The following is a 22,669-nucleotide window of genomic DNA, read 5'->3' as shown; positions in this document are numbered from 1 at the left end:
GCCCCTTGGGTGAAGGGCCGTTGGGTGGAGGTGCCTGCTGGGAAGAAGAGGCCTGTTGGGTGGAAGCGGCAGCTAGCTGGCCGGGCCCGACACAACGTCGAAGGCCCGGCCGTCGAAGCAGGTCCGTGTACCGGTGTGGCATGCTGCGCCCACCTGGTCCACGCGCACGAGGAGGGCATCGCCGTCGCAGTCCAGGGCCACCGACTTGACCCACTGCACGTGGCCGGACGTGTCACCCTTGCGCCAATACTCCTGCCGGGAACGCGAGTAGAACGTGACGCGGCCGGTGGTCATGGTCCGGTTCAGGGCTTCGTCGTCCATCCAGCCCAGCATGAGGACCTCGTTGGTGTCGAACTGCTGCACGATGGCAGCCACAAGTCCGGCACCGTCGCGCTTGAGCGCCGAGGCAATCCCGGCCGGAAGGGGGCTTCCGGGCACGAGGCTTTCGCCGGCGTCGGACAGAGGGGCACCGGCCGTGGAGGCGGGAGCGGGGCTGGGGGCGGGCTGCTCAGACATCACGTCAAGTCTAGTGCCCCCACCGGGACGCTGGCACGGGGGCCGTCTGTCACCCGGCAGCCGCTGCGAACAAGGGCACAAATTCACCTGGATCAACAGACTGCGCAACTCTCCCGGGGACGTGCTAGTTTTCCAAGTGATGCATTTCGTCGATCCGTCCCGAGAAGTTCTGGCCGAGACCCTGCTTGCGGCCGGTCCTGACTCCCCCACGCTCTGCAAGGGCTGGCAAACCAGGGACCTCGCAGCCCACCTGTACCTGCGGGAGCGGAAAGCTGCCGTCGGGCTGGGCCTGATCATCAAGAGCCTGTCCAAGGCCTCGGATAAGGCAACCGCCCGCCTGGCCGGAAAGCTCCGGACCGCCGACGAGTATGCCAAGCTCGTGAACTCCTTCCGCGCGGGACCGCCCGCGCTCTCGCCCATGAAGATCAAGGCGCTGGATGAGAGCTCCAACCTCATCGAATACTTCGTCCACACGGAGGACATCCGGCGCGCCGTCGACCGCTGGGCCCCCCGTGCCCTCGACGCGGAATACTCGGATGCCCTGTGGGATGAGCTCGTCAAGCGGGCAGCCATCCTCTACCGCGGCGTGGACCTCGGCATCGTCCTGGTCAGCCCCTCGGGCCCCAGGCACGTCGCCAAGCGCGCACCTGTGTCCGTGGCCATCGTGGGGGAACCCGGTGAGCTGCTGATGCACGCCCACGGCCGGACGCGCCATGCGCTGGTCACCTTCGAAGGCCAGCCGGACGCCGTCGCTCTCCTCCAGTCAGCCGAAGTAGGACTGTAACAAGAGCAACGCGGGGTCACTTAACGCCCAAAAACGTCGTGTTAATGGGCGTTAAGTGACCCCGCGTTGCTTGTTCTCAGCCGTGGGTGACGGTCAGCGGACCTCGAAGCCCGCGTCGCGGATTGCGGCCTTGACCTGGGACATCATGTCGTCCGGTCCCCAGTGGAAGATCGAAGCGGCCAGCACGGCGTCCGCGCCGGCCTGGACTGCGGGCGGGAAGTGCGCGGGTTCCCCGGCGCCTCCGGAGGCGATGATCGGAACCTTGACTGCGGACCGGACCAGCCGGATGAGCTCGAGGTCGAAGCCGTCCTTGGTGCCGTCGGCGTCGATCGAGTTCAGCAGGATCTCGCCAACCCCGCGGTCCGCCGCTTCCTTGGCCCACGCAATGGCATCAATTCCGGTGCCCTGCCGGCCACCGTGGGTGGTCACTTCAAAGCCCGACGGCGTGGGCTGGGATCCGGGGCGGACGCGCCGGGCGTCCACGGACAGCACCAGCACCTGGGAACCAAAGTGCCGGGTGATTTCGTCGATGACGTCGGGGCGGGCCACGGCGGCGGTGTTGATCGACGCCTTGTCGGCGCCGAAGCGCAGCAGCTTGTCCACCTCGGCCACGCCGCGGACGCCGCCGCCGACGGTGAGCGGGATGAATACTTCCTCGGCTGTGCGGCGGACGACGTCGAACGTGGTCTCCCGGTTGCCGGAGGACGCGGTCACGTCCAGGAAGGTGAGTTCGTCGGCGCCGGCATTGTCGTAACGGTGCGCCAGTTCCACTGGGTCCCCAGCGTCGCGAAGGCCTTCGAAGTTGATGCCCTTGACCACTCGGCCGGCATCAACGTCCAGGCAGGGGATAACGCGGACGGCTACAGCCATGACTTCTCCTGTTGTACTGCTGGGGTGTGCTGTCTGAGGGAAACCGGGTCAGATCCGGCAGGCGTGGATGCTGCTGACCAGGATGGCGCGGGCGCCGAGGTCGTACAGCTCGTCCATGATCCGGTTGGTTTCCTTCTTGGGCACCATGGAGCGGACGGCAACCCACTCGGAATCGCGCAGCGGCGAGACGGTGGGTGATTCCAGTCCGGGCGTGAGGCCGGCGGCCTGCTCCACGAGCTCCTTGCGGATGTCGTAGTCCATGAGCACGTACTGCCGCGCGACCAGCACACCCTGCAGGCGGCGGATCAGGACCTCGATCTCCTTGGCCGTGCCGTTGGCGGCCCCGCCGTCGCCAGTGCGGCGGATGAGGACGGCCTCGGACTTCAGGATCGGATCCCCGAAAATCTCCATGCCGGCGGCCTTGAGGGTGTTGCCTGTTTCCACGACGTCGGCGATGGCATCCGCGACGCCGAGGCGCACTGACGATTCCACGGCGCCGTCCAGCCGGACCACCTTCGCCTTGATGCCGCGCTCAGCCAGGTAATCGCGCAGGAGACCGTCGTAGCTGGTGGCAAGGCGTTTGCCTTCGAGTTCATCTACCGTGCGGAAGTCGCCGATCGGCCCGGCGAAGCGGAACGTTGAGGCGGCGAAGCCGAGCGGAAGCAGTTCCTCAGCCTCCACCTGCGCGTCCAGCAGGAGGTCGCGTCCGGTGATCCCGACGTCGAGCGTTCCCTGCCCGACGTAAACGGCGATGTCCCGGGGGCGGAGGAAGAAGAACTCGATGTCGTTGTCGGGGTCCACCATGACCAGCTCGCGGGAATCGCGGCGCTGGCGGTAGCCCGCCTCGGACAGCATCGCGGAGGCGGCTTCGGACAGGGATCCCTTGTTGGGTACGGCTACACGCAGCATTAGGAGGTCTTTCTGGTTTGGAAGTTTGTGTCAGGCAAGCGGGGCCACGCAGAGGCGGCTAGAGATGCTTGTAGACGTCTTCCAGGCTGAGTCCCTTGGCGAGCATCAGGACCTGCAGGTGGTACAGGAGCTGCGAGATCTCTTCGGCGGCGGCTTCGTCCGATTCGTACTCGGCTGCCATCCAGACTTCGGCCGCTTCTTCCACGACTTTCTTGCCGATGCCGTGGATTCCCGACTCCAGTTCAGCGACGGTGCGGGAGCCCTCGGGGCGGGTCGCTGCCTTCTCGCTCAGTTCTGCGAACAGCGTCTCGAAATTCTTCACGCCCTCCAGCCTACTTGCTTGGGGCGGGGGCCCGCCTGTCGGGCAGTTCCATGACGGCGGGGATGTGAGCGATTGCACACGCTGTATGCTCCCGCCCGCATCCCCGCACCTGCCCGGGAACTGGGGAAATACGTTCTAGTAGTTCTTGAGCAACAGTGCCGTGGACAGTGCGGCCGTGACGGCCTCATGCCCCTTGTCCTCGGAGGATCCAGGCAGTCCTGCCCGGTCCAGCCCCTGCTCTTCGGTGTCGCAGGTGAGCACCCCGAACCCCACCGGCACGCCGGTGTTGACGCTCACGTCGGTGAGTCCCGACGTCGCGGCCTGGCAGACGTAGTCAAAGTGCGGCGTACCGCCGCGGATGACGACGCCGAGGGCCACGACGGCGTCAAAGTGCGGTGCCAGCCGCGCGGCAGCGACCGGAAGCTCAAAGCTGCCCGGTACGCGCAGCACCGTCGGCTCGTTGATGCCGGCGTCCTTGGCAGCCCGCAGGGCGCCGTCCAGGAGGCCGTCCATGATCTGCGTGTGCCAGCTTGCCGCCACGATTGCCAGCTTCAACTGCGAGGTTTCAGCGGGGTCGAGGGTGGTCAGGTCAATCTGGGGTGCGCCGTGTCCGCTCATAAAGTCTTCGTAATCCGTTCAGTCTTGTTCGAGGTCGAAAGTGTCAGTGCCGGTGCGGGGCAGGCCCGCGGTCTGGGTGTCGAGGGTCAGCAGGTGGTCCATGCGGTCCTTCTTGGTCTGCAGGTACCGGAGGTTCTGTTCGCGGGACGGCACCTCGGTGGGCACCATCTCGACGACCTTGACGCCGGCCGTGGCCAGCCGGTTCTGCTTGTCCGGGTTGTTGCTCAGCAGCCGGATCTCGTGCAGGCCCATCTCGGCCAGGATCTGCGCCGCAGCCTTGTAGCAGCGGGCATCCACGGGCAGTCCCAGCTGTTCGTTGGCCTCGACGGTGTCGAACCCGGCCTCCTGAAGGGCGTAGGCCTTGATCTTGTTGGCCAGCCCGATGCCGCGGCCTTCCTGGCCGCGCAGGTACAGCAGCGTACCGCCGTTCTCGGCGATCAGCTCCAGGGCGTAGGCAAGCTGCTCGCCGCAGTCGCAGCGGTAGGAGCCAAAAACATCGCCCGTGAGGCATTCCGAATGCAGGCGCACGAGGGGCGCCTTCCCGTCTTTGGGCGGATTAGGGGAACTGACCGCGAGGTGTTCGGCGCCGGTCACCAGATCGGTCCAGGCCTGCGATATGAAACTGCCGAACGCCGTGGGCAGCTGCACCACGGGTCCTTTGCTCACCGGATGCGGCGACCGGCCGTTGCTGCTCGGTTCCGTTGCTTGCGATGCCGTCATCGTGTTTCCCCTTCTCCGGCCGGACTGACTTCCAAACTGCTCTCCTGTGAAGATACACGGTGGTCAGCTCCCAGATAGGCAACCAGGTCCTCAATCGAGATCAAGGGGCAGCCATGCTCGGCAGCGAAAACCCGGAGGCCGTCCAGCCGCATCATCTCACCGTCGTCGTACACCACTTCCGCGATCACGCCCACCGGCTCCAGGCCGGCAAGCCGGCAGAGGTCGACGGCCGCTTCGGTGTGGCCGGGGCGTTCACGCACTCCCCCATTAACGGCCCGCAGCGGAAAAATATGCCCGGGACGGGTGAGCGTGTCCGGGCCGCTCTGCGGATCGGCGATGACGCGGGCGGTAAGGGCCCGGTCGGTGGCCGAGATGCCGGTGCTGACGCCGGTGGCGGCGTCACAGGAGACGGTGTAGGCGGTGCCCTTCGCGTCCTGGTTGACCTCCACCATGGGCGGCAGTTCCAGCGCGTCGGCGCGTGCACCGTCCAGCGGCACGCAGATGACGCCGGAGCTGTACCGGATGGTCCAGCCCATGAGCGCCGGCGTGGCGTGCTGGGCCGCGAAGATGATGTCGCCTTCGTTTTCGCGGTCCTCGTTGTCCACCACCAGGACCGGGCGGCCGGCCGCCATGGCGCGGACGGCGTCCTCAATGGGATCGAGCCTCAGGGAAACCGAGGTGAGTGCGTCGGAAACCGCCGCGTCGAGCTTTGCCGTGCCGTTCACCGCTGAACCCCCGAATCTTCCGTGCCGAACTCCGTGCCTTGCCCGAATTCCGAACCTGCAGTGCGGAACGCAAGCAGCCGCTCGGTGTATTTGGCCAGCACATCCACCTCAAGGTTCACCTTGCTGCCGGCAGGCTTGGCTCCAAGGCCGGTGTCGGCCAGGGTGGTGGGGATGAGCCCAACCTCGAACCACGGCGCCGTCTCCGCTGCCGGGCTGACGTCGGTGACGGTGAGGGAGACGCCGTCGATGGCGATGGACCCCTTTTCCGCAATGTAGCGGGCAAGTCGCCGGGGCACCCCGAACCGGAGCCGTTCCCAGTTGCCCTGCGGCTCACGTTCGAGCAGTTCGCCGACGCCGTCCACATGGCCCTGGACCACGTGGCCGTCGAGGCGCCCGCCGGCGGGGACGCAGCGTTCCAGGTTGACGGGGTCGCCCGCCGCGAGCTCGCCGATGGTGCTGCGGATGAGGGTCTCGCCCATGACGTCGACGCTGAAGTCCTGGCCGTCGATGGCCGTGGCCGTGAGGCAGACGCCGTTGACGGCGATGGAGCCGCCCAGCGGCAGGCCGTCAGCGGTTCCGGGGGCGTGCAGGCGCAGCGTTGCGCTCGAGTCCCCGTTCCGGTCCACGGACAGGACCTTTCCCTGTTCGGCGATAATTCCGGTGAACATCAGTAGCCTCCCATGGCTGTGCCCGCTGCTGTGCGGGCAGGTAGTGAATCGGTTGACGTTGATTGTGTTGATGCTGATTGTCTCGATGTTGGCTGTGCCGTTGCGCGCGGGTCCTGGGGTACGGCGGCTGCCTCCGGGAGCAGGTGCAGGCGAAGGTCCCTGCCGAGGAACTGGACCGCGCCGCCGGACGCGGCATCCCACTCCCAGCGCTGCGCCTCCGCCAGCGTTCCGATGCCGAGGCCGTTGAGCGCCGGCGTTCCGGAGCCCAGCAGCGTGGGAGCCAGGTAGACGATGAGTTCATCCACGAGTCCTTCGCCCAGGAAGGCGCTGAGGATCTTCGATCCGCCCTCCACCATGACGTGCCGGGTGCCGGCGGTGAACAGCATGGCCAGCGCCTCGTGGGGATCCCGTGTGGGCAGGTGCAGCACCTTGCCGTCATCGCCGCGCACGGCGGCGTCTTCAGGCACGTCGCGAAGTCCCATGACGGCGCGCAGCGGCTGCTTTCCGGTGGCGTCGCCGTTGGCGTCGCGGGCTGTGAGGCGGGGGTTGTCCACCAGCACGGTCTGCGTTCCAACCAGGATGGCGTCGATGCGGCTCCGGATGCCGTGGTTGTCCGCCAGCGACTCCGGGCTGGAAATCCACTGGCTGGTGCCGTCCTCGGCCGCGATGCGGCTGTCCATGGTCTGGGCGATGTGCAGGGTGACGAACGGGCGCTTGGCGTCGACGGCTTGGAACCAGCGCCGGTTCAGCTCCAGCGCACGCTCGGCGGCCAGTCCGCTGCGCACGCTGACTCCCGCTGCCCGCAACGTGGCGGCCCCGCCGGCGGCGGGGTCATGGGGGTCGTCGACGGCGTACACGACGTTCGCTATCCCGGCGTCAATGATGGCCTGGGCACACGGCCCCGTGCGCCCCACGTGGTTGCACGGCTCCAGGGTGACCACCATGGTGGACCCGTGAAGGTCGACGCCGGCGCTGACAGCCACCGCTATCGCGTCGGCTTCGGCGTGCGCGGTGCCAGCACCGCGGTGGTAGCCGGTGGCCAACTGGCTTCCGTCAGGTCCGACGACGACGGCGCCCACCAGCGGATTGGCACCCCGGGGGCCCTGTAGGGCGGCTTCCAACGCCGTGTCCATGGCGGCTGTTTCAGCGGCGGTGAAGGCCGATACCGGCTGGTGGTTCGTTTGGAGGCCGGTCATTTGGACACCGCCGGATCCGGGAAGGCGGTCTCGACCTTGACGGTGGAGGGGCGCGCCTGGGCCTGGGCCTTGGAGGCCCGCCACCAGACGATGAAGCCGGCCAGGGTGAAGAAGCCGTAGAAAAGGTACATGAAGGCGCTGGCGAAGTATCCGGCGCTGAAGAGCAGCGGAACGCCCACCACGTCAACGGCAACCCAGATCAGCCAGAACTCGGTCCAGCCGCGGGCCATGCCGTACGTGGCAAGGAGCGAGCCCATAAACGTCCAGGCGTCGGCCCACACGGGCGGGTAGGAGCCCAGGGAGTCGAAGAGCGGGGTGAGGGCAGCGGTGCCGGCCGCCAGCGCGAGTACAAGCGCCACCCGGGTCCTGGCACTGGCCCACGTCGGTGCGATCGCCGTCGAGGAGCCTGACGCCCTGCGGCTCTGCTGCCAGCGCTGCCAGCCATAGACGGCCACGATGATGAACATGACCTGCCGCCCGGCCTGGCCCCAAAGGGTGGCCGGCGTGGCGGAGCCGAAGACATTGCCCAGGAAGACCGTCAGCAGAAGAAGGTTGCCGGCGATGCCCACCGGCCAGGCCCAGACCTTGCGCCGCATGCCGCCGAGGGCACTGGCCAGGCCGAAGATGTTTCCCAGCACTTCGCGGAGAATGAGCACTGATCCGCCAACGGGTATCTGTGCCTCGAAGAGCCAACGCAGGATGTCCATGCGTGCGTGTCGTTCCTTCCCTCAAGAGCCGAGACTGCTCCGGGGGTATACGACAGCGAAACGCAGCGGCGTCCTGGAACGCCACAAGTACAGCTGTACGTGCTTCTCTCATCCAGACTTTAACTGTCGGTACCGGAATTTCACCAGTTCAACCGTCCGCCGGGCTTCCGTGAAGGAACACCGGCTCGCGGGTCGCGGACTATCACCGCCGGTTCGGACTTACACCGACCCCGGAGCACGTATTGTGTGTTGCTATTCTGACACAACTCGGCGGGTGCCCAGGCTATTCCCGCTACAAACCGTCATGCGGCCGTCATGGAGGCCTGCGGGGCCTCCCATGACTGGCTTTTCACTGGGCTGGGTCCTCGGGAACGGAACGCTAAAGGCTGCCGGCCTTGCGCAAGCGGTCGATGGCGCCGGACGGGTCCGCGGCACCGTACACTGCGGAGCCGGCGACGAAGACGTTGGCCCCGGCTTCCGCTGCACGGACGATGGTTTCCTCGGTGATGCCGCCATCAACCTGGATGGCAACGTTCACGCCGGATCCCTCGATCGCGGCGCGCGCACGGCGGATCTTGGGCAGCGTGAGGTCAAGGAACGCCTGGCCGCCAAAGCCAGGCTCCACTGTCATGATCAGCAGCATGTCCAGCTCCGAAAGCATGTCCAGGTAGGGCTCCAGCGCGGTGGCCGGCCGCAGCGCCATTCCGGCCTTCGAGCCCCGGGCCCGCAACTCCCTGGCCAGTTTCACCGGCGCGATTGATGCCTCTGCGTGGAACGTCACGGAAGCAAGGCCGGCGTCCGCGTAAGCGGGCGCCCAGCGGTCGGCGTCGGAAATCATGAGGTGGGCGTCCAGCGGAACCGGGCTGACGGCCTGGATCCGCTGGACCACGGGAAGTCCCAGGGTGAGGTTGGGGACAAAGTGGTTGTCCATCACATCCACATGCACGGAATCAGCGTTGCTGATTTTCTGCAGCTCGGCTTCGAGGTTCACGAAGTCGGCGGAGAGGATGCTCGGGTTGATGCAGCACTGCGTCATGCGGGGTCCTTTCGCGGGACGGAAGTCCGGGGTGTGGAAACGGTCATCGGGAACTCGGCGCTTACAGGGAAGCCAGCCATTGCGGAGAACTCAGCGCTTCGGCGGAACTCAGCGCTTGCGGCGGATGAGGGCGAGGAACATCGCATCCGTGCTGTGGACGTGCGGCCACAGTTGGGCGGTCTTCTCATGCCCCGCCCCGAGGCCGCCGCCCAGGCTGACGGCGTCCAGCACGCTGCCGGCATCCAGAAGTTCCAGGTCATCGCGTTTGCGCAGGGCGTCGCTGACCACAGCGGTGGTTTCCGCCGGGTGCGGCGAGCAGGTCACGTAGGCCACCACGCCGCCGGGCCGCACAGCCGCCAGGGCTGAGTTCAGCAGCTCGCGCTGCAGCGGTCCCAGATCGGCAAGGTCCTTCGGCGTGCGGCGCCAGCGGGATTCGGGCCGGCGGCGCAGGGCTCCAAGCCCGCTGCAGGGAACGTCCACGAGCACACGGTCAAAGGCGGCCGGCTGCTCGGTACCAACCTCCCGGCCGTCGCCGGTCCTGACGGTCCAGACCTCAGACGGAACCGCCGACAGCGCCTGGCTGACCAGTTTGGCCCGGTGCGGGGCGGGCTCGTTGGCCAGCAGCGTGGCTCCGCGTTGGTTCGCCAGCGCGCCAAGCAGGGCTGCCTTGCCGCCAGGCCCGGCGCAAAGATCGAGCCACACTTCCCCGGCGCTTTCTGTGGCGTGGCCGCCAGCTCCTGACTCAAGGCTGGCCGCTGCCAACGCCCGGGCCACCAGCTGGGAGCCGACGTCCTGAACGCGGGTGGTGCCGGACCGGACGGACTCCAGCCGGCCGAGGTCACCGCCGCTGGAAAGGGCGGATCCCTCCACCAGTTCGCCGGGGACGGCTCCGTTCTCCAGGGCCTCGTCCAGGCTTCCCAGCCCGGGAAGCGCCACCAGATTGACCACGGGGGCCGCGTTGTCGGCTTCCAGGAGGTCATTGATCTCGCCAACCGGACGGCCGTGGGCCACCAGCGACTGCCGCAGTGCGCGGACAATCCACTCGGGATGGGCGTACCGGACGGAGGCAACCTTGGTCTCGTCCTGCTCGCCCGCAACCAGTTCCTCCAGCCACTCGTCCAGGCTGCGTGCCGCTACCTTCCGGAGGACGGCGTTAATCAGGGCGGATGGCCCGGCGCCGATGACTGCCCGGGCCAGGCCGACGGTCTGGTCCAGGGCCGCGTGGGCGGGTACGCGCATTGCCACCAGCTGGTGGACCCCGATGCGCAAGGCATCCAGGACAGCCGGATCCAGCTTGTCCAGGGCCCTGTCCACGCAGCGGGCGAGGATGGCGTCGTACGTGCCCTGGTTGCGCAGCGCGCCGTAGCTCAGTTCCGTGGCGAATCCGGCGTCGCGCCGGTCGAGGCCGTGCTGACGGATGCGTGCGGGCAGCACGAGGTTGGCATAGGCGTCCTCGGCCGCAACCGCACGCAGCACTTCAAAGGCCACCAGCCTGGCGGGGTCCGCCCTGCGGGTGCGCTGCGACGGGGCGTTCTCGGTGAAGCTGCGCTGCGGGCCGCGGTTCCGCTCCCTGCCCTGCGCATTGCGCCGGCTGGCTCCTCCGCCGCCCCGGCGCTGGTCAGAACTTCTGCCGGAGTCACTCATTGGAATACCACACTTTCGAGGGAGGCCTGGCCGCGTGCCCAGTCGGCTGCAGCCATCATTTTCTTGCCGGCAGGCTGCACCTTGGTGAGTTCGACGGCGTGCGAACCCGTGCCCACCAACACGCTCTTGCCGGCCAAAACCAGTTGTCCCGGCGGAACATCTGTAACGTCGGGACGGAGCCGCACCGGCTCAAGCTTCAGCCGCTGGCCATCAAGGGTGGTCCAGGCTCCCGGTTCGGGCGTCACACCGCGCGCCCGGCGCCCCACGGACAGGGCCGGCTCCGACCATTCGATGCGGCCGTCGTCGAGAGCAAGCTTGGGCGCGAGCGTCACTTCGCCCTGCTGGGGACGGGGAGAGGCCGCGCCGGACCCGACGGCGGACAGCGTCTGGGCGAGCAGGACGGCGCCACTGTGGGACAGCCGTTCAAGCAACGCCCCGGAAGTGTCCTCCGGGCCGACCGCTTCGGTCAGCGTGCCGATGACAGGGCCCGTGTCGAGCCCCTCCTCGAGCTGGAAAGTCACGGCACCGGTGATGTCATCACCCGCCATGACGGCCCGCTGCACGGGAGCCGCGCCGCGCCAGGCCGGCAGCAGTGAGAAGTGCAGGTTGATCCAGCCGTGCTGCGGAATGTCCAGGGCGGCCCGGGGCACAAGGCCGCCGTAGGCCACGATTGCCGCTACGTCGGGACGGGCTTCAGCGATCCGTTCGGTGACGGCTGCGTCCACCCTGGACGCGTGGATGACGTCGATGCCGAGCTCGGCCGCCCGGGCAGCAACGGGCGACGGCGTGAGCACACGCTTGCGTCCCACCGGCGCGTCCGGCCGGGTCAGCACCGCGACGATTTCGAAGCCGGCGGCCACCAGCGCATCCAGCGAGGGGACAGCTACGGACGGTGTTCCGGCAAAGAGGACCTTCATCCGGCAGCGCCGAAGCTGCCGGTTCCGGACGCTGCCGCCCCGAAGCTGCCGCCGCCGAAACTGGAGCGGACGGTCTTGGCGCGCTTGGCGGTGGTCTTTTCGGTGATGGAGTCGTAGTTGGCGTTGCGGATGGAGCGCAGGGCGGCCTTGCGGTCCTCGCCTTCGAGCCGGTCAGTGAAGAGGATGCCGTCCAGGTGGTCGGTTTCGTGCTGGAAGCAGCGGGCAAGCATTCCCTCCGCCTCCACCGAGACGGGGTTGCCGTTGATGTCGACGCCGGTCACGCGGGTGCTGCGGTAGCGGCGGACCGGGAAGCCCAGGCCGGGGATGGAGAGGCACCCCTCCACCTCGTCCGCCTGGAAATCTTCGCTGTTGTCCAGCACCGGGTTGACGACATGGCCTTCAACGCCGCCGATCCGGTAGGTGAAGACCCGGAGGCTGACCCCGATCTGGGGCGCGGCAAGGCCTGCGCCCTCCACATCCTCCATCGTTTCGGTCATGTCGGCAACGAGCCTGGCCAGCTCCGGCCCGAAATCCGTGACAGGGTCGGCAACCGTGCGAAGCACGGGATCGCCGATGATACGGATATTCAGAATTGCCATGTGCAGTCATGTCCTCACGGTGAACGGGTAAACGGATCCAGTCCAGTTTAGTGGCTGTCAGGAAAACACCGGCGGTGCCAGCGGCAGCAGCGCGGGTCCGGCGCTGACGGTGTCGGCGGACATTTCCCACACCCGCCGCAGGGCACAGAACTTCCACCAGTGGTGCTTCAGGACTTCGGGATTGGCGCGGACGGGCCGGACCTCGGTCTCACCAATGGCGACGGCGAGCAGGACCGGGGTATCGCCGTGCTGCCACGGTTCCCACTCCCCCGCCACGGGATCCACCAGGCTTTCCTCCGCCTTCATGCCGGCAACAAGCTGCATGACCACCTTGTCGTCCAAGGGCTTGACCTGCCCGTCACGCGTTGTGCCCTTGGTCTTGTAGTCGATGAGGCAGGTGCGTCCGTTGATCCTGGCGACGAGGTCCAGCGTTCCCGCATATCCCACCGTCTTGTTCCACACGGTGATCTCCGGGGCGATCGGCTCCACCCGGAACAACTCCCACCACTCATCGAAGCGGGCGGCAAAGGCTTCCTCGCCGTTGGAGGCCAGCGCGTCACGGGCTTCCTTCATCTGGTGCGGCCGGCCGAGGGCGCGCAGCGCCACCTGCTCGCAGTAGTTGTGCACCCGGTCCCCGCGCTGCGCGGCCTCATCCCGGTAGGTTTCGGCCGCCTTGGCTGCACGGTTCACCGCCTGCCGCACCCTTGCGGGGCTCCCCAGGATCTCCGGCAGCGAGGGATCCTTGGCCAGGCTGCTGGCACCCATGTAGCCGAACCAGCCGTCCAGTCCGTGGGGCTGCTGCCCGATAACGGTGGTTATGGAGGGAACCGTGAACTGCTCCGTGGTGGAGCGGGCGTACATGCGGCCATATTCCGTGGCGTGGGCGAGGAGTGGAGCGGTCATGGTGAGACTCTTTCACGGGGGTCAGACAGTAATGCGAATACCGAAAACTTCGGTGCGGAAACAGGGCGGAAACAGAAAAGCCCGCTCCTCCCAGTTCTATCTCCTGGGCTGAACGGACTCTCCATCGGTGGGCGATACTGGGTTCGAACCAGTGACCTCTTCGGTGTGAACGAAGCGCGCTACCACTGCGCCAATCGCCCCGATGCATTTGAATGCTAGCGGACGATCACGGGTTAACGGAAATCGGCGTGCTGACCCACGGAAAGAGTCAGTGGAGCAAGGTGTCCAAGGAGCGCCCGGGGCCTGAACACGTAACGGGGACAGCCAGCTCAGGCCCCGGAAACTACACCCCTGTAATTCAAGAATTCCCCTAAAATTCAAGGAAGTACGGCTTCTCCGGCCACCCCGCCAGTCCCCGATTTGGAGTTTCCCGGAACCTCCTATAGAGTTCTTACTCGTTGGAACGCGACGAACTGCCAAATACGGCAAGGAATCACGGCTCCGAAATGCGGACGTAGCTCAGCTGGTAGAGCACCACCTTGCCAAGGTGGATGTCGCGAGTTCGAATCTCGTCGTCCGCTCGCAGGACACTGTCATGGCACTGGTTCCCCGGAATCGGCCTACACGGTGGGTTGGCCGAGAGGCGAGGCAGCGGCCTGCAAAGCCGTATACACGGGTTCGAATCCCGTACCCACCTCGGTGAGAACCATGGTTTCCGGTATACCGGATGCAATGGGCGATTGGCGCAGCGGTAGCGCGCTTCCCTGACACGGAAGAGGTCACTGGTTCGATCCCAGTATCGCCCACCAGAGCAAGGAAACTTGCTTGTAGTTGAACGCTCGGCCATTCGGCCGGACTTCATAATTGCGGACGTAGCTCAGCTGGTAGAGCACCACCTTGCCAAGGTGGATGTCGCGAGTTCGAATCTCGTCGTCCGCTCTGATCCTTAGGATCCGAACCCAGGAATACTGCCGGTGTCACCGGCTCCGGGCGATTGGCGCAGCGGTAGCGCGCTTCCCTGACACGGAAGAGGTCACTGGTTCGATCCCAGTATCGCCCACCAAACAGAGCAGCTCTCCGGAGCTGCTTTTTTGTTGCCCTGATACTGTTTGACAAATTTTGTCAAGAACTCCTTGGCAGGCACGGCCTTCGACGCTAGGATCGAATGCGGAGGAGCGAACTGGCTCCGCGATTGAAGGGAGGTGCTCGTGGGTTTACTTGACGATCTAAAGGGCAAAGCTCAGGGTCTGATCCGCGGCAACGAGCAGTCCATTAAGGACGGCATCACCAAAGCGGGTGATTTTGTCGACTCCAAGACGGGCGGCAAATACACCAGCCAGGTAGATAAGGTCCAGACTGGCGCTTCCACTCTCGTTGATAAAGCCAATGAGAGGCCTACCCAGGGACCGGCGGACAACGTGCCGCCGGCTGAGAAGGCTCCGTAGCCAGGACTAACCGGGCTTCGCCCCTAAACGTCAAAAAGGTGCCGGTCCCGCCGAGAGGCGGTGCCGGCACCTTTCGCGTTCCCGAAAGAGACTTGCCCGTTCTACAAAGCCGCGCCTACGAGGGCTCGTGGTTCTGGCCCTCCCGGGCCAGCGCTGTGAGCCGCGAGACCGCCCGGAAGTACTTCTTCATATAGCCGCCGTTCATCATTTCCTCGGTGAACAGCTTGTCGAACGGCACGCCGCTGGCCAGGATCGGAACGTCCTTGTCGTAAAGGCGGTCAGCCAGCACCACAAACCTCAGCGCCACTGCCTGTTCGGTGATGGTTTCCACGTCCCGCCAGACGACACCGTCCACACCGTCAAGCAGCTTGCGGTAGCGGCTCGGGTGGACACCCGCGAGGTGTGAGATGAGGGTGCCGAAGTCATCCTCGGCGACGGTCTTGCCGTCGAACTCCGCCTTCATGTGGGCGTGAAGTTCGCTGTTTCGCAGCGGTGCCGGCGCGGCCGGCAGTCCGCGGTGGCGGAAGTCCTCGCCGTCGACCCTGATGACGTCGAACTGGTCCGCCAGGACCTGGATCTCACGCTGGAAATCCACGGCGGCAAAGCGGCCGTCGCCCAGCGAACCGGGCAGCGTGTTGGAGGTGGCTGCGAGCTTCACGCCCGCGTCGGCCAGTTCCCGCATGAGGCGGGACATCAGAACAGTGTCGCCGGGATCGTCCAGTTCGAACTCGTCAATGCACACAAGCTTGTAGGAGCTCAGCGCGTCGACGGTCTTCCGGAAGGACAGGGCACCCACCAGGTTGGTGTATTCCACGAAGGTGCCGAAGGCCTTGGGCCCGGGGGCAGCGTGCCAGAGTGATGCCAGCAGGTGGGTCTTCCCGACGCCGAATCCGCCGTCGAGGTAAATGCCGGCGCGGGTGGTGGCGTCCTTCTTGCCAAAGAGCTTCTTGAACAATCCCCCGCCGTCTCCCGCGCCAATTCCGCCGGCAAATGCCTGCAGCGCGTTCACTGCTGCCGCCTGGCTCGGCTGCTTCGGATCGGGCCGGTAACTTGCAAAGGACACCTGCCCGAACCTGGGCGATGGGTAGAAACCTTTGAGGAGCTCATCCACCGACACCGCCGGCGTCCGGGTGGCGAGCTTTTCGATCTGTACCAAGGTGGTCCATTCTGCTGGTGATTTGTCCCCAGCAAGAATACCGGCATTGGCCGTCCGCCCCGCGGGCAACGCCTTGCTACCGTCGATGCCGTGAGCAAGCACACACATTTCGTCCTGTTAACACACAGGAGCATTCATGCCGGCCCGTGGCTAGTGTTGGAGCAGTGACCCGCCGTCCCCCGGCGGTCTGACCTGACCGTTTCAGTGAAAGGCCATACGCATGTCCTACCCCGTTGAACAGAACGAGAAGTTCGCCGCCTACGCACACCCGGAGCGGCTTGTTTCCACCGAGTGGCTGGCTGCGGCCATCGACGCCGGCGCCCTTAACGACGGCAAGCTCGTCGTGGTGGAGTCCGATGAAGACGTCCTGCTCTACGAAACCGGCCACATTCCCGGCGCGGTCAAGATCGACTGGCACACCGACTTGAACGACGAAGTGACCCGTGACTACGTGGAAGGCAAGGCGTTTGCTGCCCTCGCCGCCGCGAAGGGCATCTCCCGCGACGCCACCGTTGTCATCTACGGCGACAAGTCCAACTGGTGGGCCGCCTACGCCCTCTGGGTCTTCAGCCTGTTCGGCCACGAGGACGTCCGGCTGCTCGACGGCGGCCGCGACAAGTGGATCGCCGAAGGCCGTGCGCTGACCACCGACATTCCCTCGCCGGCCGTGGCGGACTACCCCGTGGTGGAGCGCAACGACGCCCCCATCCGCGCCTTCATGGAAGACGTCCTGGCCCACCTGGGCAAGCCGCTGATCGACGTACGCTCCCCCGAGGAATACACGGGCCAGCGCACCCACATGCCCGCCTACCCCGAGGAAGGCGCGCTGCGCGGCGGCCACATTCCCACCGCGGCCTCGATTCCGTGGGCACGGGCAGCAGCAGAGGACGGCACCTACCGCAGCCGCGTCGAGCTTGAGGCGCTGTACCTTGGCGAAGCGGGACTCACCGAGGGCGACGACGTCGTGGCCTACTGCCGCATCGGGGAACGCTCCAGCCACACCTGGTTTGCGCTGAAGTTCCTCCTCGGCTTCGAAACCGTCCGCAACTACGACGGCTCCTGGACGGAATGGGGCAACGCCGTACGCGTCCCGATTGCCAAGGGCGCAGAACGCGGTTCAGTGCCGGCAGTTGCCGCGAGGTAAATCGTCCGTAAAAAAGCGGCGGACGGGGACAACCTGCGTAAGCTGGGAGTGATGAGTACTCAAGCACTTCCCACCGCACTGGCGGAGATTGTCGACGACTTCCAGGCACTGAGCGAGCCCGAGCGGCTGCAGCTCCTGCTGGAGTTTTCCCGCGGCCTGCCGGAGCTTCCGGAGCGCCTGAACGACCACCCCGAGCTCCTGGAGCAGGTGGTGGAATGCCAGTCACCGCTTTTCCTCACCATTGAGACGGAAAAGAACGACGGCGGGTCCCCCGCCTTCCGGTTGTTCTTCAAGGCGCCGCCGGAGGCCCCCACCACCCGTGGTTTCGCCGGTGTGCTCCATGAAGGACTCGACGGCCTGACCGCCGAGGAGATCCTGGCTGTTCCGGACGATATGCCGGAACTGCTCGGCCTGACCCGCGCCATCACGCCGCTGCGCATGCGCGGCATGACCGCGATGCTCGGTCGCATCAAGCGCAAGGTGGCCGCCGCAGCCCGGCTCTACGCCTAGGAGTTTGACCCCGGATGGCGCGCAAGAACACATCGCAGGGAACGCCTGCCACAGCCGTACTGGCTGCGGCAGGCGTTTCCTTTAGCCTGCACCCGTACAGCCACGACCCGGCCGCGGCCAGTTACGGCCTGGAGGCAGCCGAGGTCCTGGGGATGGATCCGGCAAGGGTCTTTAAGACGCTCATGGTGGAGGTGGACGGCAAACTGGCGGTCGGCGTCGTGCCTGTCAGCGGAAGCCTGGACCTCAAAGCGATAGCTGCGGCGCTGGGCAGCAAGAAGGCCGCCATGGCGGACCCTGCCGCGGCCGAAAGGCGCAGCGGCTACGTCCTCGGCGGAATTTCTCCCCTCGGACAGCGGCAGCCCTCCCCCACGGTCATCGACGAAACCGCCCTCACCTTGGACACGATCCTGGTGTCCGGCGGCCGGCGCGGCCTGGACATCGAACTGGATCCCCGCGAGCTTGTGCGCCTGACCAACGCCGTCACCGCCGCGATCGGAACAGGCTCTCCGGCAAGCTAAACCGGGTCAGGCTGAACCGGTTCCGGCTGGCCGGGATTGCGGCGCGGCGCTAGCTGCTGCTGCAGCCATGCCCGGACCAGCGCTTCCCAGCGGACCGGATCGGCGTTCCACTCCTTGGCATGGCGCGCCCCCTCGAACGGCTCGAACGTGACCATTTCCGGGTTCTTTTCGGCCAGCAGGGCAGAAGGCTGGTAGGGAACGTATTCGTCGTCCACGCTGTGGATGATGAGCGTCGGTGTCCGGAGTTCAACGGCCCGCGAAACCCAGTCCATTGATTTCAGGTCCACGGGCGCAGCAAGCCCGGTGAGCCTGCGGCCAACCTTGTGCCCCATCATCAGCTGGCCGTACCGGCCAACGGCCGACGGGATCCGGTTCAGCTCCGCGTGGTGGGCCAGCACGTTGACCCAGTCGATGACCGGCGCGTCCAAAACCATGGCCCGGATGACATGCCGGTGCTCGGAGAGGTCCGCCGTCTGCAGGCAGATGGCCCCTCCCATGGACCAGCCGAAAAGCACGACGTCCCTGGCGCCGCGGGCGAGGGCAAAGGCGATGGCGGCGTCGATGTCCTGCCACTCCGTGGAACCCAGTCCGTACCTGCCGTCGAATGCTGCCGGCGCCAATCCGTCGTTCCGGTAGGAAACCAGGAGATTGGGCAGTCCAAGTTCGTGGGCCACCCGCGCTCCACGGAGGCACTCCTGCCGGGTTGCCCCGCGCCCATGGACCATGATGGCCCACGTTTCGGCGCCGGCGTCACCGGGGATCAGCCAGCCGGGGGCAGTTCCGCCCTCAACCTCAATGTCGACGTCTTCGGACGCCAGGCCGACGTTGGAGGGATGCTGGTACGTGGCACCTCCCCACCAGGCGCGCCCCGCAGTTTCCAGGTTGCCGCTATAAACCGCCTCCACCTCGCGCAGCACGGTGCGCTCGGCCGGGGAATAGGACAGGATCCTGCCGATGCGGGCATGCCCGGCACCGGCGTCGAAGAAGAGGCTGTACGTTCCGTCGTGTGTTGTCTCCGGCGTGGCCGCGAGGATGACCTGCAGGTCCCTGCCCTCCCGGACGACCGCCAGGACTTCCTGGTCCGCCGCCCGCACGCGGGTGGGGGTCAGGACGCGGCGGGCGAAGTAGAGCGCCAGGGCGGACGATCCGGCACCGAGCAGGGCAGCGACGGTGCCGCCGGCAATGACTCCCCCGAGGGTCCACTTCGCCCTCACGGTCATCGCGTGGCCCTGGGTAGTAGCTAGGATAGTCAAAGCAGCCTGCGCGGAATCCATGCATCCCATCTTGACCGATCCGGTCCCGTCAGGCATATTCGCGGCCAAATGGATGCTGACAAATGGATGCGGGCCAAATACATGCAGGCGCTGGCGGGCGGGACTAGGCTGATGCCATGAGCGATCCAATCGTCATTCTGACTGAAGAGCCGCTGGGTGCGGACGACCGCGTGAACATCGAACGCCTGGTGGACGGAGGTGACGCGCCCCTGGTTGTGCTGGTGCCGGCCAATACCGAAAGGCATCTCCTGGTGGACTTTCTCGAGAACCTTTCGATGCTGGACATTGCGAAGGCTTTCCGCGAGCTGACTGCCCATGCCCCGGACCCCACGGAGGAACGGGCAGCGGCAGACGCCACGCTGGCCACTTCGGTCAGCGCCCTGGAAGGCATCGGCGGCGGCGTTGCAGGCGAGGTGGTGGACGGCGGCGCCGTCAACGGCCTCGTGGCCAAGGTCAAGGAGCTTGGCGCCGCCCAGGCCGTGGTCATCACCAGGCCGCATGCCGTCTCGGACACCTTCCATACCGACTGGGCCAACCGGGCGCAGGACAAGCTGGGCCTCCCGGTGCTGCATCTATATGCGGGCTCGGGATTTATCGGGGACTCCTGAGCGTTGGTCCCGTTATGAGCACTCCTGAGAAATCCGACCTCACCAACACCGCCGCTACTCCTGCTGCCGGCCGGTCTGACGACGACTGGCGCCGCGAACTGACGCCGGAGGAATACCACGTGCTGCGCCAGGCCGGCACGGAACGCCCTTACACCGGCGAATACTGGGACACCCACACGGCCGGCGCCTACAACTGCCGCGCGTGCGGGACCGAGCTCTTCACCAGCAAGGAGAAGTTCGATTCGCACTGTGGTTGGCCGTCCTTCTGGGCGCCCCTGGCCGAAGAGCGGGTGCGGTACATCCACGACCGGACCCTGGGCATGGAACGCATCGAGGTTCGGTGCGCCAACTGCGACTCGCACCTCGGGCACGTCTTCGAGGGCGAGGGCTACGGCACCCCAACGGACCAGCGTTACTGCATCAACTCCATCTCGCTGAAGCTGGTTCCGGCCGCCGACGACACCCAGGCCTGAGGCTGCCGGGCGCTGCGCCTAGCGGTTGTTCGGACGGACCTGAGCCCTAGAGTTTCTTATGCTTACGCCTTTCAACGATTAGGAACCCTGTCCGCTTGCTACGCTCGCCGTAGAAGCTCAGATACCCCGAAAAGCGAGGCCAGCGATGACCGTAACCGTACACACAGCACCAGCCCCAATCTCCGGGGAACACCCGGAATGGCAGCGCCTCAAGGCCGCGGCCATTGCCCTGCGGGAACTGCAGATGCAGGACGGCTCCATCCCTGACCAGGCCAGCCAAGCTGCAGCGCACGCCAACGTCGACGCCCTTGTCGGCGCCATCGAGGCGCTGGCACCGGCGTTCCCCCACGACGCCCTCTACCTGGACTTGCTGTGTCGCGACTTTGGCCGCTGGGCCGAGGAAGGGTTCGGCGTTCCGGATTTCCTGGACTCCCTGCTCGCGTTCCAGCCGCAGGCGGACCGCGAGAACGGTCTGCAGCACCTGGTGGTCTTCCCCATGTACACGCAGAACGGGAGCAGCAGCCGGCTCGTGGAGGCCGTCCTCATCGACGTCGTGTGGCCCGACTTCATTGCAGGGCTGGAACAGGGCGACTACTCGAACCGCCTGTTCGTGCCCATCCGGTTTATTGACTTCACGCCCGGGTACGACACCAACTCCGCCGTCCTGTTCCCCGAAACGGTGGGGGTTCGCGCGACGCCCCGGTTCACCTGGGGTGCCATTTTCGCGGACCGGGAAGCGGCACGCTTCCGCCGCGTCCTCCGGGCCGCGGCCGACATCACTTCGCTGGAGCTGCCGGCGGGAGCCGCGGAACTCCTCGAGGACCAGGAACTCACCGAAAAGACCTTCGTCATGTGGGACCTGATCCATGACCGCACGCACATGCGCGGGGACCTGCCGTTCGATCCCTTCATGATCAAACAGCGGATGCCGTTCTTCCTGTACTCCCTCGAGGAGCTGCGCTGCGACCTGACCGCCTTCCGGGAATCCGTGAAGATCGAAAAGGACGAAGCAGCGGACCCGGAAGCACGCCGGCATGCCAAACTCGTGCAGTACGCCGTCATTTTCGACCGCATCTTCCGGTTCGCCATCACCGGGAGCCGGGTGCGCAACTATGACGGGCTCGGCGGCCAGCTGCTCTTCGCGTGGCTGCACCAGCACCGCGTCCTCCACTGGACGGATAGCCGGTTGACCATCGACTGGGAGCACGTTGCCGGCGTCGTTGTGGAGCTGGGTGCCCGGATCGAGGAGCTTTACTGGCGCTCCATCGACCGGCCCAAGACCGCCCACTGGCTGGCGGCCTATGAGCTGGTCTCGGGCACCGTCACGCCGAACCCGGCATCAGTGTGGGCAAAGGGACCAGGCGCCCTTCCCCTCGACGGACCGCCGCGGGGCCTAACCGACCAGGTCCTGGACGACGAGTTTCCGCTGTCCATGTTCTATGAGGCCCTGGAGAAGAAGATGCGCCCCGTCATCGAATCGACCGCAGGAATCACCGGTTCCTCGGACCGTGCGCAGACGCCGCACCCTGCTCAGCAGGCGACCGGCCCGGCCGCGACAGCAGCATGAGCGGGGTCAGCATGACAGACAGCAGGCCCCTGCGCGTGCTGGTCACAGGCGGCAGCGGAGCTTCGGGGATCGCGGCCGCCCGTGCGCTGCTGCAGGCCGGGTTCGCCGTCTTCACGGTGGGATCGGACAAGGCGCGCATCGAGGAGGCCGGAGAAGCCGCCGGGGGCGCCACGCCGTTAGTGTATGACCTTGCCGACCTCGCCGCCGTGCGCGAACTGCAGCAGGAGCTCGCGCGCATCACCGGAAAGATCGACGGCGTCATCCACCTGGTGGGCGGATGGCGCGGCGCGCAGGGCATCACCAGCCAGACCGATGAGGACTGGGATTTCCTGGAACGCAGCGCCGTCACGACGCTCCGGAACGTCACCCGGGTCTTCTACGACGACCTCGCCGCCTCGCCCTGCGGGCGTTTTGCCATGGTGTCCTCGACGGCGGTGGGCAGTCCCGCCGCCGGCGTGGCCAGCTACGTGGCGGCCAAGGCCGCCGCGGAAGCGTGGACCATGGCAGTGGCCGAGGGCTTCCGCCAGGACAGCCAAGGCCAGGACGCCCAGGGGCACGAAGACCCGGCCCGCGGCACCCAGCACAGTGCCGCCGTCGTTTTCGTGGTGAAGGGCCTGGTGGACGCCGGCATGCGCAGCAGCCAGCCCGAACGGAAGTTCCCCGGCTACACGGACGTCGAGCAGCTGGCGGCGGCCGCCGTCGGACTCTTTAACCAGCCGGCCGCGGAACTGAACGGGCAGCGGCTGCTGCTGGCCCCGGTGCCCGCGGGCGCTGCGAGTACCCCTAGCGCCGCAACTACACAGAGCGCCCCAACTACCTAGACTGAAAGCGTGACCAAAG

Annotated in this window: 26 protein-coding genes, 6 tRNA genes and 1 riboswitch; of the genes, 14 read left to right on the top strand and 18 right to left on the bottom strand. The window is 66.4% G+C overall.

The features are described 5' to 3' along the window. Positions 1-72: 72 nt before the first annotated feature. On the bottom strand, positions 73-516 hold the full coding sequence (gene hisI / locus DBZ45_RS08705) for a phosphoribosyl-AMP cyclohydrolase (protein WP_111903523.1): 444 nt from the start codon (positions 514-516) through the stop codon (positions 73-75). 139 nt (positions 517-655) lie between these two features. Between hisI and DBZ45_RS08700 the strand changes: the two genes are divergently transcribed. Next, entirely contained in the window at positions 656-1,300 is a 645-nt protein-coding gene (locus DBZ45_RS08700) for a TIGR03085 family metal-binding protein (RefSeq protein WP_111903629.1), read from the top strand. A gap of 93 nt (positions 1,301-1,393) precedes the next feature. Here DBZ45_RS08700 and hisF read toward each other — a convergent pair whose 3' ends face one another. The 15 genes from hisF to DBZ45_RS08625 form a co-directional block, all read right to left on the bottom strand. Then, positions 1,394-2,170 (bottom strand): imidazole glycerol phosphate synthase subunit HisF, encoded by a 777-nt coding sequence (gene hisF, locus DBZ45_RS08695; RefSeq protein WP_111903522.1) that lies wholly within the window; start codon positions 2,168-2,170, stop codon positions 1,394-1,396. 48 nt (positions 2,171-2,218) lie between these two features. Continuing rightward, a complete protein-coding gene (hisG, locus tag DBZ45_RS08690; protein WP_111903521.1) occupies positions 2,219-3,079 on the bottom strand; it encodes an ATP phosphoribosyltransferase in 861 nt (286 codons plus the stop codon). 58 nt (positions 3,080-3,137) lie between these two features. Next, on the bottom strand, positions 3,138-3,401 hold the full coding sequence (locus DBZ45_RS08685) for a phosphoribosyl-ATP diphosphatase (RefSeq protein WP_003801526.1): 264 nt from the start codon (positions 3,399-3,401) through the stop codon (positions 3,138-3,140). 135 nt (positions 3,402-3,536) lie between these two features. Further along, complete coding sequence (gene ribH / locus DBZ45_RS08680) at positions 3,537-4,019, bottom strand: 6,7-dimethyl-8-ribityllumazine synthase (RefSeq protein WP_102973087.1); 483 nt, start codon at positions 4,017-4,019, stop codon at positions 3,537-3,539. An 18-nt stretch (positions 4,020-4,037) separates the two neighbouring features. Then, positions 4,038-4,739, bottom strand: coding sequence for a GTP cyclohydrolase II (gene ribA / locus DBZ45_RS08675; protein WP_111903520.1), 702 nt, complete (start codon positions 4,737-4,739; stop codon positions 4,038-4,040). Continuing rightward, positions 4,736-5,407 (bottom strand): 3,4-dihydroxy-2-butanone-4-phosphate synthase, encoded by a 672-nt coding sequence (gene ribB, locus DBZ45_RS08670; protein ID WP_111903628.1) that lies wholly within the window; start codon positions 5,405-5,407, stop codon positions 4,736-4,738. Before ribB ends, ribA begins: the two co-directional genes overlap by 4 nt. 53 nt (positions 5,408-5,460) lie before the next feature. Further along, positions 5,461-6,132: a riboflavin synthase gene (locus DBZ45_RS08665; protein ID WP_111903519.1), complete on the bottom strand. Its 672-nt coding sequence runs from the start codon at positions 6,130-6,132 to the stop codon at positions 5,461-5,463. Beyond that, a complete protein-coding gene (gene ribD / locus DBZ45_RS08660) occupies positions 6,132-7,328 on the bottom strand; it encodes a bifunctional diaminohydroxyphosphoribosylaminopyrimidine deaminase/5-amino-6-(5-phosphoribosylamino)uracil reductase RibD (RefSeq protein ID WP_111903518.1) in 1,197 nt (398 codons plus the stop codon). Before ribD ends, DBZ45_RS08665 begins: the two co-directional genes overlap by 1 nt. After that, the gene (gene pnuC, locus DBZ45_RS08655; protein ID WP_111903517.1) at positions 7,325-8,035 is read right to left on the bottom strand and encodes a nicotinamide riboside transporter PnuC; all 711 of its coding nucleotides are present in this window, start codon (positions 8,033-8,035) and stop codon (positions 7,325-7,327) included. The genes ribD and pnuC overlap by 4 nt, the downstream gene beginning before the upstream one ends. Positions 8,036-8,130: 95 nt before the next feature. Beyond that, positions 8,131-8,278: riboswitch (FMN riboswitch) on the bottom strand. 136 nt (positions 8,279-8,414) lie between these two features. Beyond that, positions 8,415-9,071: a ribulose-phosphate 3-epimerase gene (rpe, locus tag DBZ45_RS08650; protein WP_111903516.1), complete on the bottom strand. Its 657-nt coding sequence runs from the start codon at positions 9,069-9,071 to the stop codon at positions 8,415-8,417. Positions 9,072-9,179: 108 nt separating this feature from the next. Then, entirely contained in the window at positions 9,180-10,715 is a 1,536-nt protein-coding gene (locus DBZ45_RS08645; RefSeq protein ID WP_111903515.1) for an RsmB/NOP family class I SAM-dependent RNA methyltransferase, read from the bottom strand. Next, positions 10,712-11,632: a methionyl-tRNA formyltransferase gene (gene fmt, locus DBZ45_RS08640; protein WP_111903514.1), complete on the bottom strand. Its 921-nt coding sequence runs from the start codon at positions 11,630-11,632 to the stop codon at positions 10,712-10,714. Before fmt ends, DBZ45_RS08645 begins: the two co-directional genes overlap by 4 nt. After that, positions 11,629-12,231 carry a peptide deformylase gene (def, locus tag DBZ45_RS08635; RefSeq protein ID WP_111903513.1) on the bottom strand — a complete coding sequence of 201 codons (603 nt, stop codon included), beginning with the start codon at positions 12,229-12,231 and terminating at the stop codon, positions 11,629-11,631. Before def ends, fmt begins: the two co-directional genes overlap by 4 nt. A 57-nt stretch (positions 12,232-12,288) precedes the next feature. Then, on the bottom strand, positions 12,289-13,134 hold the full coding sequence (locus tag DBZ45_RS08630; protein ID WP_111903512.1) for a cytochrome: 846 nt from the start codon (positions 13,132-13,134) through the stop codon (positions 12,289-12,291). Between the two features lie 128 nt (positions 13,135-13,262). After that, positions 13,263-13,334, bottom strand: a tRNA-Val gene (locus DBZ45_RS08625). A 308-nt stretch (positions 13,335-13,642) separates the two neighbouring features. On the opposite strand from DBZ45_RS08625, the gene DBZ45_RS08620 reads away from it, so the two are divergent. From DBZ45_RS08620 to DBZ45_RS08595, 6 genes are all read left to right on the top strand, one after another. Continuing rightward, positions 13,643-13,715, top strand: a tRNA-Gly gene (locus tag DBZ45_RS08620). A gap of 45 nt (positions 13,716-13,760) precedes the next feature. Continuing rightward, positions 13,761-13,831: transfer RNA gene (locus DBZ45_RS08615), tRNA-Cys, on the top strand. Between the two features lie 37 nt (positions 13,832-13,868). Beyond that, a tRNA-Val gene (locus DBZ45_RS08610) sits at positions 13,869-13,943 on the top strand. Between the two features lie 57 nt (positions 13,944-14,000). Further along, positions 14,001-14,073 (top strand) — tRNA-Gly (locus tag DBZ45_RS08605). A 49-nt stretch (positions 14,074-14,122) separates the two neighbouring features. After that, positions 14,123-14,197 (top strand) — tRNA-Val (locus tag DBZ45_RS08600). 145 nt (positions 14,198-14,342) lie between these two features. Further along, positions 14,343-14,579 carry an antitoxin gene (locus DBZ45_RS08595; RefSeq protein WP_111903627.1) on the top strand — a complete coding sequence of 79 codons (237 nt, stop codon included), beginning with the start codon at positions 14,343-14,345 and terminating at the stop codon, positions 14,577-14,579. A gap of 115 nt (positions 14,580-14,694) precedes the next feature. Here DBZ45_RS08595 and zapE read toward each other — a convergent pair whose 3' ends face one another. After that, positions 14,695-15,735 carry a cell division protein ZapE gene (gene zapE / locus DBZ45_RS08590; protein ID WP_111903511.1) on the bottom strand — a complete coding sequence of 347 codons (1,041 nt, stop codon included), beginning with the start codon at positions 15,733-15,735 and terminating at the stop codon, positions 14,695-14,697. Between the two features lie 220 nt (positions 15,736-15,955). Here zapE and DBZ45_RS08585 point away from each other — a divergent pair, with 220 nt between their 5' ends. Genes DBZ45_RS08585 through ybaK form a run of 3 tightly spaced genes read left to right on the top strand, consistent with a single transcriptional unit; the run spans position 15,956 to position 17,907 of the window. Then, positions 15,956-16,879 carry a sulfurtransferase gene (locus tag DBZ45_RS08585; RefSeq protein WP_111903510.1) on the top strand — a complete coding sequence of 308 codons (924 nt, stop codon included), beginning with the start codon at positions 15,956-15,958 and terminating at the stop codon, positions 16,877-16,879. A gap of 51 nt (positions 16,880-16,930) precedes the next feature. After that, complete coding sequence (locus tag DBZ45_RS08580) at positions 16,931-17,389, top strand: SufE family protein (protein ID WP_190243062.1); 459 nt, start codon at positions 16,931-16,933, stop codon at positions 17,387-17,389. A gap of 14 nt (positions 17,390-17,403) precedes the next feature. Further along, positions 17,404-17,907 carry a Cys-tRNA(Pro) deacylase gene (ybaK, locus tag DBZ45_RS08575; protein WP_111903508.1) on the top strand — a complete coding sequence of 168 codons (504 nt, stop codon included), beginning with the start codon at positions 17,404-17,406 and terminating at the stop codon, positions 17,905-17,907. Here the strand turns inward: ybaK and DBZ45_RS08570 are convergent. Then, positions 17,904-19,181 (bottom strand): alpha/beta hydrolase family protein, encoded by a 1,278-nt coding sequence (locus tag DBZ45_RS08570; protein WP_111903507.1) that lies wholly within the window; start codon positions 19,179-19,181, stop codon positions 17,904-17,906. The two genes, ybaK and DBZ45_RS08570, sit on opposite strands and share 4 nt — an antisense overlap. Before the next feature lie 116 nt (positions 19,182-19,297). On the opposite strand from DBZ45_RS08570, the gene DBZ45_RS08565 reads away from it, so the two are divergent. The 4 genes from DBZ45_RS08565 (at position 19,298) to DBZ45_RS08550 (ending at position 22,650) form a co-directional block, all read left to right on the top strand. Further along, the gene (locus tag DBZ45_RS08565; protein ID WP_102973073.1) at positions 19,298-19,789 is read left to right on the top strand and encodes a hypothetical protein; all 492 of its coding nucleotides are present in this window, start codon (positions 19,298-19,300) and stop codon (positions 19,787-19,789) included. Between the two features lie 14 nt (positions 19,790-19,803). Continuing rightward, positions 19,804-20,262, top strand: a complete 459-nt coding sequence (gene msrB, locus DBZ45_RS08560) for a peptide-methionine (R)-S-oxide reductase MsrB (RefSeq protein ID WP_111903506.1) — start codon at positions 19,804-19,806, stop codon at positions 20,260-20,262. Between the two features lie 145 nt (positions 20,263-20,407). Continuing rightward, positions 20,408-21,829: a DUF6421 family protein gene (locus tag DBZ45_RS08555; protein WP_111903505.1), complete on the top strand. Its 1,422-nt coding sequence runs from the start codon at positions 20,408-20,410 to the stop codon at positions 21,827-21,829. Positions 21,830-21,840: 11 nt separating this feature from the next. Next, a complete protein-coding gene (locus tag DBZ45_RS08550) occupies positions 21,841-22,650 on the top strand; it encodes an SDR family oxidoreductase (protein ID WP_111903626.1) in 810 nt (269 codons plus the stop codon). Positions 22,651-22,669 lie beyond the last annotated feature (19 nt).

The sequence above is a fragment of the Arthrobacter globiformis genome (assembly GCF_003261175.1).
GTDB classification, from domain to species: Bacteria; Actinomycetota; Actinomycetes; order Actinomycetales; family Micrococcaceae; genus Arthrobacter; species Arthrobacter globiformis_A.
The sequence above is the reverse complement of the archived record's forward strand: the minus strand, read 5'-3'. Positions and strand labels throughout refer to the sequence as shown.